The organism is Cupriavidus basilensis (assembly GCF_000832305.1).
GTDB lineage: Bacteria > Pseudomonadota > Gammaproteobacteria > Burkholderiales > Burkholderiaceae > Cupriavidus > Cupriavidus basilensis_F.
Window position 1 is genome coordinate 1,128,997 of record NZ_CP010537.1, and the last position, 14,892, is coordinate 1,143,888.

12 protein-coding genes are annotated in these 14,892 nt (G+C 63.2%); 3 read left to right on the plus strand and 9 right to left on the minus strand.

What is annotated here, in order from left to right; all coding sequences use genetic code 11:
* Nucleotides 1–48: 48 nt before the first annotated feature.
* From RR42_RS25805 to RR42_RS25840, 8 genes are all read right to left on the minus strand, one after another.
* Nucleotides 49–1,536, minus strand: a complete 1,488-nt coding sequence (locus tag RR42_RS25805) for an MFS transporter (protein WP_158408312.1) — start codon at nucleotides 1,534–1,536, stop codon at nucleotides 49–51.
* A 530-nt stretch (nucleotides 1,537–2,066) separates the two neighbouring features.
* The gene (locus RR42_RS25810; RefSeq protein WP_043354185.1) at nucleotides 2,067–2,318 is read right to left on the minus strand and encodes a helix-turn-helix domain-containing protein; all 252 of its coding nucleotides are present in this window, start codon (nucleotides 2,316–2,318) and stop codon (nucleotides 2,067–2,069) included.
* Nucleotide 2,319: 1 nt separating this feature from the next.
* Nucleotides 2,320–3,117, minus strand: coding sequence for a YdcF family protein (locus RR42_RS25815; RefSeq protein WP_043354186.1), 798 nt, complete (start codon nucleotides 3,115–3,117; stop codon nucleotides 2,320–2,322).
* Between the two features lie 47 nt (nucleotides 3,118–3,164).
* The gene (locus tag RR42_RS25820; RefSeq protein ID WP_043354188.1) at nucleotides 3,165–3,785 is read right to left on the minus strand and encodes a PolC-type DNA polymerase III; all 621 of its coding nucleotides are present in this window, start codon (nucleotides 3,783–3,785) and stop codon (nucleotides 3,165–3,167) included.
* A gap of 55 nt (nucleotides 3,786–3,840) precedes the next feature.
* Nucleotides 3,841–4,791, minus strand: coding sequence for an oxygenase MpaB family protein (locus RR42_RS25825; protein WP_043354191.1), 951 nt, complete (start codon nucleotides 4,789–4,791; stop codon nucleotides 3,841–3,843).
* Between the two features lie 67 nt (nucleotides 4,792–4,858).
* On the minus strand, nucleotides 4,859–5,881 hold the full coding sequence (locus tag RR42_RS25830) for a cytochrome d ubiquinol oxidase subunit II (RefSeq protein WP_043354192.1): 1,023 nt from the start codon (nucleotides 5,879–5,881) through the stop codon (nucleotides 4,859–4,861).
* Nucleotides 5,878–7,257 carry a cytochrome ubiquinol oxidase subunit I gene (locus RR42_RS25835; RefSeq protein WP_043354193.1) on the minus strand — a complete coding sequence of 460 codons (1,380 nt, stop codon included), beginning with the start codon at nucleotides 7,255–7,257 and terminating at the stop codon, nucleotides 5,878–5,880. Before RR42_RS25835 ends, RR42_RS25830 begins: the two co-directional genes overlap by 4 nt.
* 4 nt (nucleotides 7,258–7,261) lie before the next feature.
* The gene (locus RR42_RS25840) at nucleotides 7,262–7,879 is read right to left on the minus strand and encodes a GbsR/MarR family transcriptional regulator (RefSeq protein ID WP_043354194.1); all 618 of its coding nucleotides are present in this window, start codon (nucleotides 7,877–7,879) and stop codon (nucleotides 7,262–7,264) included.
* Nucleotides 7,880–8,516: 637 nt separating this feature from the next.
* Between RR42_RS25840 and RR42_RS25845 the strand changes: the two genes are divergently transcribed.
* From RR42_RS25845 to RR42_RS25855, 3 genes are all read left to right on the plus strand, one after another.
* Nucleotides 8,517–10,097 carry an isocitrate lyase gene (locus RR42_RS25845; protein WP_043354195.1) on the plus strand — a complete coding sequence of 527 codons (1,581 nt, stop codon included), beginning with the start codon at nucleotides 8,517–8,519 and terminating at the stop codon, nucleotides 10,095–10,097.
* A gap of 494 nt (nucleotides 10,098–10,591) precedes the next feature.
* Nucleotides 10,592–11,962, plus strand: a complete 1,371-nt coding sequence (locus RR42_RS25850; protein ID WP_043354196.1) for a class-II fumarase/aspartase family protein — start codon at nucleotides 10,592–10,594, stop codon at nucleotides 11,960–11,962.
* A gap of 23 nt (nucleotides 11,963–11,985) precedes the next feature.
* Nucleotides 11,986–13,392 carry a cation:dicarboxylate symporter family transporter gene (locus RR42_RS25855; protein ID WP_043354197.1) on the plus strand — a complete coding sequence of 469 codons (1,407 nt, stop codon included), beginning with the start codon at nucleotides 11,986–11,988 and terminating at the stop codon, nucleotides 13,390–13,392.
* A gap of 49 nt (nucleotides 13,393–13,441) precedes the next feature.
* Here RR42_RS25855 and RR42_RS25860 read toward each other — a convergent pair whose 3' ends face one another.
* Nucleotides 13,442–14,839: an MFS transporter gene (locus RR42_RS25860; RefSeq protein WP_043354198.1), complete on the minus strand. Its 1,398-nt coding sequence runs from the start codon at nucleotides 14,837–14,839 to the stop codon at nucleotides 13,442–13,444.
* Nucleotides 14,840–14,892 lie beyond the last annotated feature (53 nt).

Consider the following 14,892-nt stretch of genomic DNA (forward strand, 5'->3'; position numbering starts at 1 on the left):
TGAGTCGTAATTGCCACAAATGGAAATTACTGTCAAAAAAATGCAAGATCAGGGCGTTTGTGGAACCGAGGACGCTTCTTCTAGTGTTCGACCGCTTGTCTCTTCCCCGAAGAGCCCCACCGCCAACGCCGCGGCAAATGCGACTCCGGCGATTGCGCCAAAAGATGTGTTGAGCGTACCCCTGGCAACGAACCAGCCGATCATCGAGGGGCAGACAATGGAAGCAAAGCGCAACATCGCGCTCGACACGCCAACACCCATGGTGCGGATCTGAGTCGGATAGAGCTCTGGCGTATAGACGTAACAACCGATAAATGCGGCGGCCGAGAAACCGAATGCCGTGGAAATGCAGAGGGCTGTGGATGCAGCGGTCATCGGCGCGAAAACGATGGGGGCAAGCATCGCCACGCCCGTGCATAGCCATGTCATGGTCATCCACAACCGACGCCCGAAGCGGTCAATCGCGATAGCGCAGGCCGCAGAGCCGATGATTCCTGCAAGAGACGTATATGTTCCAAACTTGAGCGCGGTCGCCAGGTCAACGTGAAACTCTTGCCGATAAATGGTGGGCATCCAGGCGGTAACCCCCGCCGTTACAAAACCGCCGGCGAACCAAAGGGTGAACAGCACAAGAGTGCGTCGCAGCAAGGGCGGACGGAACAGGCTCTGCCACGAGACTCCGGTTCCCCGCCGTACCGCACTTGCGTTCGGTTGCGCGGGGATGCCGGGCAGGCTGGGAACATCGACCGTCCGGCAGGATTTCCGGAAGCGATCAAGAGCGGCATCCGCTTCCTGGAAACGTCCCTTTGACGCTAGCCACCGGGGGGATTCAGGGAGGAAACGGCGCATGCACAGCGCGATCAATGCGGGCAACGCACCGATGAAGAACATGGCCTGCCAGCCCAGATTCGGGACGGCCCACATGCCGGCCAGGCTGGCAGTAAACAGTCCGATCGGGAAGATCAGTTCATAGAAGAGGACGAAGCGGCCGCGATGGCCGGCCTTTGCCAACTCATTGATGTAAGTCGCTGCAACTGGCAATTCGCCCCCGAGCCCGAGACCCTGAATGAATCGATAAACCATGAAGCTCACCGGTCCACCCGCAAAGCCGCATGCCAGACTGCCAAGTGCGAAGATGGCTACCGACAGGCTGGCACAGCGAAGCCGTCCAATCTTGTCCGCGAGATAGGAGAAGCCCAGCGACCCGAGAAGCTGACCTAGATATCCAATGGATATGATGTAGCCGACCTGCTCAAGGGACAGGGACCACACCTTGATCAGCACGGGCATCGCGGCAGCAATAGCGAGCACATCGAAGCCGTCGAAGAAGGTCGCGCTCCCGACAATGACACGCGCGAGCCGGTGCAGCGGCGTGAGTGGCATGGCCTCCACCTGCGCCACGATGCGCCCCTCGTTGTCGGCGTTGGCATCGCCAGGTCGCACGCCTGTCGCATCAGGGATAGTACCGTTGGATGCCCGGCAATCAGGGGATAGCCCCAGATCGCCTTTCGTGATTTTCGTTCCCGATATGTTCATAACTATCCCAACAGAATCAAAGTTAAACCGTCTGACAACACCAGGGCACTTGCCAGCTATGCCCGACTCAAATGCGCTCGGATGTGAGCCTTCGTCGACCTGCTGGCACCTCGCAATGCTGCCGATTTCAGCGCGCGCGCTTAATTGCCATATGTGGCAATAATAGGTGTTGGGCATTGACTTTATCTGTAGGGGTTTTCCTCTACGGGGTATTGGAATGGAAGGGACTTCCCCGTCGCAAAGTTGCGGTGGAAGCCGCCGGTTGGCACCGAAGCGCCATGATGGCGTGTCTAAACTGCATCACAACCAACGAAGGGGAAGTCCATGGCTATCGCTACCGTTGGAATCGATCTCGCCAAGAGGGTGCTGCCATTCATGGCGTCGACGCGGCCGGCAAGGTGGTGCTGGTCAAGCCGAAGGTCGCGCGCGAAGCGACTCATGCAACTGCGAGGGAGCGGCCCCACGAACTCTCGCGCCGATGCCCGGCTTGTTCGTGCGGTTGGGCCTCCCGAGCCGACTGGTGTTGACGCTTAGAGCTTGGCAACACCCATCAACTCCGCGACCGCAACGTCAAGCGCAGTCGCAATTCTCAAAAGATGCATCATTCCCAGGTTTTGTCCTCCCCGCTCCACCGAACTCATATAGGAGCGGTCGATGCCGGCCCGATGGGCAAGCTCTTCCTGGGAAAGGTCACGCCGAAGGCGGACCTCTCTGATCGCGGATCCCAACTGAACAAGAGGGGGGGGGGCGGCACCACCGTGCCTTGGGGAAGCTATTGGCATTTCAGAATTCACGCAATACCCAGCCACTGATGAACGCAAAGTACTCACGCAGCCAGGCGTTGTAGCGCAAGTAAAGCGGCGTTGGCGCTCCTGCGCCAGACACGGCCTGGAACCCGGCCTTACGCGCGATCCGCTTTGCGCGCACCAGATGAAAATCACTGGTCACCAGCACCAGCGGGTCTGCGGCGCTCACGCCCTGTTGCGCAAGCAACCGGTGGCTGAAGAGCAGGTTTTCCTCCGTGCTGGTGCTGCGGTCTTCCCGGATCAGGCGCTCCGGTGCCAGGCCGTGCGCGATCAGGTAGTCCGCCATGATGTCCGCCTCACTGCACTGCAGCCCGAAATCCTGGCCGCCACTCACCACGACTCGCGCCGCTGGCCATTGCCGCGCCAGCGCCAGCCCTTTGTCCAGCCGTGCGGCCAGGGTGGGCGACGCGGCGCAGCGCGGCGTGCCGGAACCCAGTATGAGGATGGTGTTTGCCGCCGGTCCGGTTGCCGGGAAGTTCGCGTTGCTGGCGCTGATGAAATAGAAGAACATCCCGAGCGTCACCAGCCATGCGGCAAATGCGGTGCGGCCCAGCGCCCAGATCCATCGGCGCCGTGGGCTGGCCGCGCGCCATCGCACGACCTGCTCCCAGCGCCATGACAGCGCGAGAAAGGCCGCGCCGATCGCCAGAGGGAGGACGACTCCGAAGTTGAACAGCCCCATCAGCATCAGGGCGATGGCATCGGCCACCAGCAGTGCGCCAAGCAGGGCAAGGCAGGCGCGCCGCCAGAATGCGCCAGTCTTCAAGTCATGCATTGTCGTTCGGACCCAAATTGGCGCAGTGCCGGCGTTCGGCCCACGCATCATTGCGCCTGGCTCTCACCCAGAGAGCGCAGGAGAGCCGGCACCTTGGCGCCGCTGGTGGCCTGCACGCGGGTGATGAGGTCGTAATCCACCCGGCGCATGCCGTAGGTCTCGGCGATATCGTGTTGCAGACGGTGCCAGAGGTGGCAGGTCATCTGCGCGTCGGCCATGGCCCGGTGGGCGCGTCCGGCCTTCGGCAGGCGCAGCATATCCACCAGCGTTGACAACCTGTGGTTCTGCGCATGCGGGTAGACGCGCCGCGAAACGAGCATCGTGCAGGCGAAGGCCTGATCGGCCGGCATGCCCAGCAGCGAGAGCTCGGCTTGCCAGAACCTGCGGTCGAACCCCGCGTTGTGGGCCACCACGGGATGCTTGCCGACGAACTGGGCCACCTCCCGCATCACCTTTGACGCGGCGGGTGCCGACGCGATCATGTCGTTGGTGATGCCGGTGAGGCGCACGACGTCCGAGGGAATGCGTCTGCCCGCGTTCATCAGGCTTTGATACTGGTCGACGATTTCGCCGCCGCGCAGCAGCACGACTGCGATTTCCGTGGCCCGGTCGCCTTGACGCGGTGACAGTCCTGTCGTTTCAAAATCCAGAACCGCAACGGTCTGCATGATGTTCTTTTCCTGTTTCCTGTTGTTGGTGAATCGCCCGCCCCGGCGTGGCCGGTCAGGACGGCTGCATCGCCCGCCGCCGCGCGCGCGCCGCCAGGCCGCTGCCCAAGGCCCAGCGCAATGTGGGCGCCAGCACGCGCATCCCGGCCAGCGAGACCGGACGGCGGATCGCGGTGCTGCCATGCAGCCCGAGTTCGCGCTGCGCCCAGCGCGGCAATAGCGCAATGCCAGCGTCTCCCATGACCCGCACCGCCGGCACCAGCAGCGGGCTGGCCACCGGCATGGCCATGACCAACCGCACCACTTCGCGGGTGCGCTCGCTCACCACCAGCTGAGGGCGCATGCGCTCCAGGTAGCCGGCGATGGCGTCGGCGCTGCGTGGCACGCCGGTGGCGCCCAGGCGCTCGGCGATCTGTGCCACCTCCGCGTAGTAGCGGTCCTGCTCGGTGACCGAGAGCGGGCCGACGTAGCGCAGGTAGGCGGTGAGAAAGCTCGACACCTCGGCCACATGCACCCAGGTCAGCAACGCCGGATCGTCGGCCGCGTAGGGGCGGCCATCTGGCGCCGTGCCCTTGATCGCCGCGTGGATGCGCCTGACCCGGTCAATCAGCGCTAGCGCATCGGCGCGGTTGCCGTAGGTGGTGCCGGCGATGAACTGCGCGGTGCGGCCGAGGCGGCCCTGCATATCGGTACGGAAGGTGGAATGATCCCACACTCCCGCCAGCGCCAGCGGATGCATGGTCTGCATCAGCAGGGCGCTGACGCCGCCGGCCAGCATCGCGGGGAAATCCGCGTGCACGCGCCAGCAGACCGCGTCCGGCCCGAACAGGCCGGGATCTCCGGGCGGGTTGTCGTAGTCGAGGCTGAGGCCGGAGTTGCTGCGGGTCAGGCCCCGCACCTGTGCGCCGGCACGGGCGCGCAGGCGGTCGAGCAGCCGCCGGGGGAGGGGGGCGGCCTGGGGCGTGGAGGGTGGGGTGCCGGGTTGTTGGCCTTGCGAGCCGCTCATAGGTGCCAGGTGTGCGTGATATGCGAGGTTGATCGACCGCCGCTCAGTCAATGCTCAGTAGCTATGCTCAGTAGTAATGCAGGTCGGTCGCCTTCCCCCAGAATACACGGTAGGCATACACCGTGTAACCCAGGATGGTCGGCAGCACCACTGCCGCGCCTACCAGGATCACCCCCAGCGACTCCGGCGCGCTCGCAGCTTGCCAGATATCGATCCTGTCCACCACCAGGTACGGGAAAATGCTGTAGGCCAGGCCGTTGAACGCCATCAGGAAGATCACCGCCGTGCCGGCGAAGGGCACCCAGCACCAGCGGTCGTTGCCGCGGTCGTGCATGGCCGGCAGGCGCCGCAGCAGGCGGTCGATGAGGATGAACAGCGCCACCGTGACCAGCGGGATCGGCGCCAGCAGGATGATGTTGGGCAGCGAGAACCATTTGTCGAAGATGCGCTGGCTCACCATCGGCGTGACCAGCGAGATCGCCGCCACGCCAATGCCTGTCAGCCAAAGGCTGCGGCGTGCCCAGTACATGGCGCGCCGCTGCAGGCTGCCGCTGGTCTTCATGATCAGCCAGCCCGCGCCCAGCAGGCAGTAGCCCGCCACCAGGCACAGGCCCACCACTACCGCAAAGGCCAGGTCGAGCCAGCCGTGCTGGAATCCCGTGATATACAGGCCGAGCATCAGGCCCTGCGAGAACGCGGCCAGCAGCGAGCCGGCGTAGAACGCGCGGTTCCACCACGGCTTGTGGTGCGCGCGTGCCTTCACGCGGAAGTCGAACGCCACGCCGCGCAGGATCAGCCCTGCCAGCATCAGCGCCACCGGCAGGTAGAGCTGGGTCAGGATCACGCCGTGCGCAATGGGAAAGGCCACCAGCAGCAGGCCCACGCCCAGCACCAGCCAGGTCTCGTTGGCATCCCAGAACGGGCCGATGGAGGCGATCATGGTGTCCTTGTCGGCATCGTCCGCGCGGCGCAGCAGCACGCCCACGCCCAGGTCGTAGCCGTCCAGGATCACGTAGACCAGCATGGAGATGCCCATCAGGGCCAGGAACACCAGCGGCATCCAGCCGGCGGGTTGGGTCAGGTCGGTCATTCTGCGCTCCGCGGTTCGCCGGGCAACACGGCTTGAGGGGGGGCGGTCCGCGGGCTGTCCACCTTCGGGTCGGTCCCGGCCTTGCGTGCCAGGTGGAACACCACCGAGACATAGGCCGCGATCAGCGCCAGGTAGAGTGCCAGGTACATCGCCAGCGTGGAGGCGATCATCGCCGCCGGCACCTTGGACGCGGCCTGCGCTGTGGTCAGCACGCCGTACACCAGGTAAGGCTGGCGGCCGATCTCGGTCACGTACCAGCCAGCCACCAGGGCCACCCAGCCGGAGAAGGTCATGGCAATCAGTACGCGCGCCATCCACGGCGCAGGCTGGCCGCCACGGCGCAACTGCCACGCCGCCGCCCATGATGCCGCCAGCATCAGCAGGCCCACGCCCACCATGATCCGAAAGGCGAAGAACAGCGGCGCCACCGGCGGGTGCTTGTCGCCAAAGGCATCGATGCCCTTGATCTCGCCATCCATGTGATGCGTCAGGTAGAGCGAGGCCAGCTTTGGAATGGCGATCTCGAAATCATTGCTTTGCGTGCTTGCGTTGGGCACGCCGAACAACACGGCGGGCGCGCCCTTCTCCGTCTTCCAGATCCCCTCCATCGCAGCGATCTTGGCCGGCTGGTGGTGCAGCGTATTCAGGCCATGCAGGTCGCCCGCCACGATCTGCAGCGGGATCAGCACCGCGGCAATGGTCACGCCGGTGCGCAGCGACGACAGCACCTCCGGCGCGCGGTCGCCACGCAGCCAGCGATAGGCCGAGATGCCCGCCAGCAGGAACGCCACGGTCAGCCCCGACGCCAGCAGCATATGCACGAAGCGGTACGGGAACGATGGGTTGAAGATCACCGCCAGCCAGCTCGTCACATGCACGCGGCCATCGATGATCTCGAAGCCCGCCGGGGTTTGCATCCACGAATTCAGCGCCAGGATCCAGAACGCCGACAACGTGGTGCCGCCCGCCACCAGCAAGGTGGCGATGGTATGCGTGCGGTTGCTCACGCGGCGCATGCCGAACAGCATGATGCCGAGGAGGGTCGCCTCCAGGAAGAACGCGGTGAGCACCTCGTAGGCCAGCAACGGGCCGGCCACGTTGCCCACGGTCTCCATATAGCCCGGCCAGTTGGTGCCAAACTGGAAACTCATGGTGATGCCGCTGACCACGCCCAGCGCAAAGGTCAGCGCAAAGATTTTCACCCAGAAACGGTACGCTGCCATCCAGCGTTCATCGCCGGTCTTATTGAAGCGCAGCTTGAAAAACAGCAACACCCAGCCCAGCGAGATGCTGATGGTGGGAAACAAGATGTGGAACGTGATGTTGGCGGCAAACTGCACGCGCGCAAGCACCACCGGGTCGAGCGACGAGAACATGCAACTACTCCTTCCGGGTGCGGGTCGTCCTGGCTTTCACGGCACTGGCGGGGGGTGTGCCGGCGCGGGCTTTTCCGCCGATGGCAAGGCTGAGCTTGTCCTTCACGTCCAGCAGCTTGTTGACCTTGGAGCCGAGCTTCATCAGCTTCTCCAGCGTGGCCACATCCAGCTTCTGGATTTCGCCGAACCAGCTCGTCACCAGCAGGATCAGCCCATACATCTCCTTCATCCGCTCCTGCGCATGGCGATCGCCCGGATCGCTCACGGCCTCCAGCTGGACCTCGCGCAGCATGGACAACGTGGGGTCGATCTCGCGCCGGCGGCGTTCCTCGGCCAGGGTGCGGAAAATCGCCCAGACATCGTCAGGTGCCGAGAAATACTCTCGGCGGTCGCCCGGCTGGTGAGACAGCTTGACCAGGTTCCACGACTCCAGCTCCTTCAGCCCGATGCTGACATTGGAGCGCGAGAAGCCCAGCGCCTCGGCGATTTCGTCGGCGTTGAGCGGGCGGGAGGCGGTAAACAGCAGGGCATAGATTTGCCCAACCGTGCGGTTGATGCCCCAGCGGCTGCCCATTTCACCGAAGTGAAGCACGAAGCGCTGGATCAGGGGCGACAGATGCATCTTGTTTGTTTTGAATTTTTAGGAAGTTGTGAAAGTTTAGTATGAAAAGGCGGGCTGTGCTGCGGTGCGGGGTGCGGCAACGGGTCGCTGCTGTCCGGCCTCGGTTGTCACCTCCCAAAGTTGTTGGGTACACCGAAGCTGCGAAGGCAAGGGGTTGCCTATTGGGATGGCGCTTTGTGACTGGAGGTCATGTTGATGAGATCTGCGCCAGCCTCCTGGCAGAGAGGTGGCAAGGCCCGTGAGCGGTGGACATCCTGAGGGGCACTGGGCGCGAAGGTCAGGGCTGCCGCAAGCGCCCATGACACGGTTCGGTCGACAGGCGTCTACAAAGTCCCCCCAACTATCGTGGCTCAAGCCATCCGTGCTCGCCTTGCTTCTAACAACTGAAAACGCTTTTCACATTGCGGGATTCGCGCCGAGTTTCCCCAGGATTTCGTTTTCGTTTCTCGAAAACACGTTCCACATTGCGAAATTCAATCGCTATCTCATTGAAAAATAAGGATAAACCAACTCTTATGTCTTATATAAGACTTCACCGCAGTGCACCAGAAGCGCCATACAATGATTCCACGCTGCTTGCTTCGATATCCGTAGCGGCACACGCACCCCTTTCTTCAAACGCGCTTAGGAATTTCACATGGCCCAGTATCAAGACGACATCAAGGCAGTTGCTGGTTTGAAAGAGAACCACGGCAGCGCATGGAATGCCATCAACCCCGAGTATGCCGCCCGCATGCGTGCCCAGAACAAGTTCAAGACGGGCCTGGACATCGCCAAGTACACCGCCAAGATCATGCGCGCCGACATGGCCGCCTACGATGCCGACTCGTCCAAGTACACCCAGTCGCTGGGTTGCTGGCACGGCTTCATCGGCCAGCAGAAGATGATCTCCATCAAGAAGCACTTCAACAGCACCGAGCGCCGCTACCTTTACCTGTCCGGCTGGATGGTGGCCGCGCTGCGCTCCGAGTTCGGCCCGCTGCCGGACCAGTCGATGCACGAAAAGACCTCCGTCAGCGCGCTGATCCGCGAGCTGTACACCTTCCTGCGCCAGGCCGACGCCCGTGAACTGGGTGGCCTGTTCCGCGAACTGGATGCTGCCCAAGGACCCGCCAAGGCCGCCATCCAGGAAAAAATCGACAACCACGTCACCCACGTTGTGCCCATCATCGCGGACATCGACGCGGGCTTCGGCAACGCCGAGGCAACGTACCTGCTGGCCAAGCAGTTCATCGAAGCGGGCGCATGCTGCATTCAGATCGAAAACCAGGTGTCCGACGAGAAGCAGTGCGGCCACCAGGATGGCAAGGTCACCGTGCCGCACGAGGACTTCCTGGCCAAGATCCGCGCTATCCGCTACGCCTTCCTGGAGCTCGGCGTGGACGACGGCGTCATTGTGGCCCGTACCGACTCGCTGGGCGCTGGCCTGACCAAGCAGATCGCCGTGACCAACACGACGGGTGACCTGGGCGATCAATACAATTCCTTCCTCGATTGCGAAGAATTGTCGGCCGACGAACTGGGCAATGGCGACGTCATCATCAAGCGCGACGGCAAGCTGCTGCGCCCTAAGCGCCTGCCTAGCAACCTGTTCCAGTTCCGCGCCGGCACGGGCGAAGCGCGCTGCGTGCTGGATTGCGTCACCGCACTGCAAAACGGCGCTGACCTGCTGTGGATCGAGACCGAAAAGCCGCATATCGCCCAGATCGGCGGCATGGTCAGCGAGATTCGCAAAGTCATCCCGAACGCCAAGCTGGTGTACAACAACAGCCCATCGTTCAACTGGACCCTGAATTTCCGCCAGCAGGTGTATGACGCGATGAAGGCCGCAGGCAAGGATGTGTCGGCATACGAGCGCACCCAACTGATGAACGTGGAATACGATCAGACCGAACTGGCGAAGCTCGCCGACGAAAAGATCCGGACCTTCCAGGCCGACTCGTCGCGCGAAGCAGGTATCTTCCACCATCTGATCACGCTGCCGACCTACCACACCGCCGCGCTGTCGACCGACAACCTGGCCAAGGAATACTTCGGCGACCAGGGCATGCTGGGCTATGTGGCTGGCGTGCAGCGCAAGGAAATCCGTCAGGGCATCGCCTGTGTCAAGCACCAGAACATGTCCGGCTCGGATATCGGCGACGACCACAAGGAGTATTTCAGCGGCGAAGCAGCTCTGAAAGCGGCAGGTAAAGACAACACCATGAATCAGTTCTGATAGCAGTAATACGCTTCAAACACAGCGCCAACCCAGAACGGGTTGGCGTTTTTCTTTTTGTGCGCCCGGCAGGGCGCACTCACTTGAGGGTGCAAGTCCCTTACACACCTGGCAAGGTGAAGTGTTAGCCAGAGGCAAGGGTTCCCCGGGCGACCGGGGGGCTGAAGGAAGCCCGAGGCAACGCGCTGGCCTGACGAACAGGAAGCGGATACGGGGCGACGCATCGGGGTAAGGCAGAAAAGGCCAAAGCCAGGTGCTTGCACGGAACGATGCGGCGTAAAGCACTTGTGGTTCGGTCGGCAGCAATGTGCCGAGCGGGAAATGACCGGGTCGAATGCCTTGCGTCAGATCGCGGGCGATGGTCGAGACGTCGAGCTTCGGCATGGTGCTAGGGTAAACCCATGGTTGCGAATATGTTTGAACATATTATAGTTTTATATGTTCGAACATATTGGAACGTGTTCGCGAAACCAGCAATTACCTCAGAGGCCGATATGTCCACTTTCTCCGTCCCCATGGCTAGCACCGTCGTTGATTCGATTTTGTTCCGCGATGCCTTTGGCACCGCCAGGATGCGCGAGATCTTCTCCGACCGGGCGCTGATCCAGCGTTACATCGACGCCGAGATCGCGCTGGCGAAGGCCGAAGCGCGCGTCGGCGTGATCCCGGCCGAGGCGGCGGAAGTGATTGCGCGCGAGTCGCGCATCGAGCGCATCGACTTTGACCATATGCGTGAGGAGACGGACATCGTCGGGTACCCGATCCTGCCGCTGGTGCATCAGCTTGTGGGCATGTGCGGCGATGCCGGCCGCTATGTGCACTGGGGCGCGACCACGCAGGACATCATGGACACCGCGGTGGCACTGCAGGTGCGCGACGCGCTAGACAGCATCGATACCGATATCCGCGAACTGCGCGCCATCCTGGCAGACCTGGCGGTCAAGCATCGTGACACGCCCATGGCCGGCCGCACCCACCTGCAGCAGGCGCTGCCGGTCACTTTTGGCTACAAGGTAGCCATCTGGCTCGCCATGTTCGACCGCCACCAGCAGCGTCTGGCGGAATTGCGCCCGCGGGTGGCCGTGGTGGAGTTTGCCGGTGCGGCGGGCACCCTGGCCTCGCTGGGCGACAAGGGCTTCGCGGTGCAGCAGGCGATGGCCGGGGAACTTGGGCTGGGCGTGCCGGCAACCACCTGGCATGTGGCACGTGACGGCTTTGCCGAGGCGGTGAACCTGCTCGCACTGATCACAGGTTCCCTTGGCAAGATCGCGCTCGACATCATGATCATGGCGTCGACCGAGTTCGCCGAGGTCTACGAGCCGTTCGTCAAAGGCCGTGGCGCCTCCAGCACCATGCCGCAAAAGCGCAATCCGATCTCCAGCGAACTGATGCTGGCCGCCTCGAAGGCAGTGCGCCAGCACGCGGGCCTGATGGTCGATGCCATGGTGCAGGACTTCGAGCGCGCCACCGGCCCCTGGCATGCGGAATGGATCGCCATTCCCGAGAGCTTCATCTTTTCCTCCGGCGCCCTGCACCAGGCGAAGTTCGCGCTTGGCGGCCTCGTCGTCGATACCGAACGCATGAAGCACAACCTCGGCATCACCCGAGGCCTGATCGTGGCCGAAGCGGTGATGATGGGCATGGCCCCATTCACCGGCCGCCAGCAGGCGCACGACATCGTCTACGACGCCTGCCGCACCGTGAACGAGAAGGGCGGCACGCTGGCCGAGGCGCTGATGGCACTGCCTGAGGTCACGCAACACTTCGATCGTGCGGCGATCGACCGTTTGACCGATCCGGCCAACTATCTTGGCCTGGCTCCGCAGATGGTGGACCGCGCCGTCGCTTTGTCGAGCGGCGTGTAAGAAGCAGCATCGAGGAGACAGCTATGGAAAACCACTCATCCGGCGCAGACGCGCTGATCTCGTCCCCGAGAAAATTACCCTGGTATCGCAAGCTGGGTATGCAAGTGCTGGTGTCGCTGGTGCTTGGCATCGCGGTGGGCTTCATCTTCCCGAAGTTCGCCTCGCAGCTCAAGCTGCTCGGCGACATGTTCCTCTCACTGATCAAGGCGGGCGTGGCGCCGCTGGTGTTTCTCACCATTGTCCACGGCATTGCGTCGGCGGGCGATGTGAAGAGTGCCGGCCGCGTTGGCTGGCGCTCCATCTTCTACTTCGAAGTGCTCTCGACCATTGCCCTGGTCGTGGGCATGCTGGCGGGTAACCTGTTGCAGATCGGCAAGGGCATGACCACGGTAGCCACCGGCGCCGCCCCGCCCGTGGTGGCCAAGGCCGGGCCGCACGGCTTCCTGGAGTTCATGGCCCACATCGTGCCAGACAACTTTGTGGGGGCGTTTGCCAAGGGCGAGCTGCTGCAGGTGGTGGTGCTTGCGGTGATGGTCGGCATCGGCATCCTCGCCATTCCGGAAGGCCGGCGCGAGAAGATCAACGAGGGCCTCGGCCAGATCTCCGAGGTACTGTTCTCCTTTATCAACCTGGTGATGAAACTGGCGCCGATCGGCACGTTCGGCGCAGTAGCCTATTCGGTCGGCAGCAACGGCACCGCCGTGCTGATCGCGTTGGCACAACTCGTGTTCAGCTTCTACGCGGTGGTGGCGGCTTTTATCGTGGTGGTTCTGGGCCTGGTGGCACGGCTGGCAGGCTTCAGTCTCTGGCGTTTCCTGCGCTACATCAAAGACGAGATCCTTATCGTGCTCGGCACCGCATCGTCGGAAAGTGCGCTGCCCCGCCTGCTGATCAAGCTGGAGCGATTAGGTTGCGCGAAGCAGACCGTGGGCCTGGTGCTGCCAACCGGCTACGCATTCAACCTCGATGGCACCTCGCTCTTCATGGCCATGGGCGTGATGTTCATCGCGCATGCCTACGGCGTGCCGCTGTCGCTGGATCAGCAGATTGGCATCCTGTTGCTGATGCTCCTGACTTCCAAGGGCGCGGCGACCGTCTCCGGCGGCTCCTTCGTGGTCTTCGCTGCAACGGTGACTTCGACCGGGATGCTGCCGGTCGAAGGACTGGCCGTTATTTTTGGCGTCTACCGCTTCCTGTCGATGGCGATCTCCACCTGCAATACGATCGGCAACAGCGTCGCGACCGTGGTCATCGCCAAGTGGTCCGGCACCTTTGACCACGAGATTGCGCAGCGGCATCTATATCCCGAGCGCTTTCCTGAAACGGCCAACGCCGATGCCGCGCTCGACGATGGCAACCTTTTGCCCGAGGACTCCGGGCAAGGCAATCCACACACTGCCGGTATCCCGCTCTCGAAATCCGGAGTGTGATCGGTCCATCCCGCCATGGAAGCGAAGGCGCCAATTCAAGCGCATTGGTTCAAGTGGCGCCTTGCCGCCCGTCCTTGCCAGCGGCTGGACGTTCCGCACGAATGCCAGACCAGCACATCACGGCACCCACCAGCAGCAGTGCTGCCGCGAAGCCGAGCGAGAGGTGCATGCCGCGCATGAAGGCTTGCGGGGCAGTGTCGTGCACCAGATAGCCGAACCCTGCCACGCCGAGCATGCCGCCTACCTGCCGCGCCGAGTTGAGGACGCCGGAGGCGATGCCCGCACGGGAGCCATCCACGGCTGAAAGCGTGACATTGGTCATGGTCGGCACCATCAGCGCAATGCCGCTGGCGGCCAGCAGCATCGGCGGAGCGAGCTGCCAGTAGGGGCCATCGATGCGCACCGGCAACAGCATCAGGTAGCCCAGGGCGGCCAGGAGCAATCCCAGCACCATCAAGTACCTCGCGCCCATCCGCGTGATCAGGCGGCCGGCGAGCACGTTGACTGCCATCAGCACCGCCGTCATCGGGAGGAACGCCAGCCCGGTCTGCTGTGGCGACAGTCCCTGCTGAAGCTGGAAGAACAGGCTGAAGACAAAGATCTGGCCATAGTAGGCAAAATTCACGATCACACCGGCAAGCGACGCCACCCTGAACGCCGGGATGCGCAGTAGCGCCAGCGGCAGCATCGGCGCGGCACTGCGGGATTCGATGCGGATGAAGGCGGCCGCCGATGCCAAGGCCAGCCACAGCCCCGCCTGCACCCAGGCGTGTCCCCAGCCGAGACGGCTGGCTTCGGTGACCGATGCGGTGAGTGCGGCCAGCGCCAGTATGGCTGCGCCTTGCCCGGGCCAATCCAGGCCGCGGTGGTGTCCGCTGCCATCGGCGGCGACATGGCGCAACGTCAGATACAGGCCAATCAGGCCCAGCGGCAGGTTGATCAGGAAGATGCTGCGCCAGCCGAAGTGGGTCACCAGCAGGCCGCCCAGCACCGGCCCGGCCGCCAGCGAGATGCCGCCGATCGCACCCCACCAGCCCACTGCGCGGCTGCGTTGTTCGCGATCGGGAAAGGCCCGCTGAAGCATCGACAGCGAGTTCGGCACCAGCAGCGCCGCACCAATGCCCTGGCCCAGCCGGGCCATCACCAGCATCGCCAGGCTGCCCGCCGCGCCGCACGCCACCGACGTTAGCGTGAATAGCGCGAGCCCCATCAGGAACACACGCCTGGCGCCCAAGCGATCTCCGATCGCTCCGCTGGTCAGTAGCAACGCCGCGAACACCAGCGTGTAGGCGTTGATCACCCATTGCAGTCCTGCCACATCGGTGGCGAATCCTTGCCGCAAGGTATCAAGGGCGACGTTGACGACGCTGACATCCAGCAGGACGACGACGAAGCCGAGCGCAGCGGCCAGCAGGGTGGCCCGTTGTGCATTGGTGGTGGTGGGCATGACATGGATTCCAACGATAGGATCCCCGGATGCTAGGTTGCAGACGTGTCTGC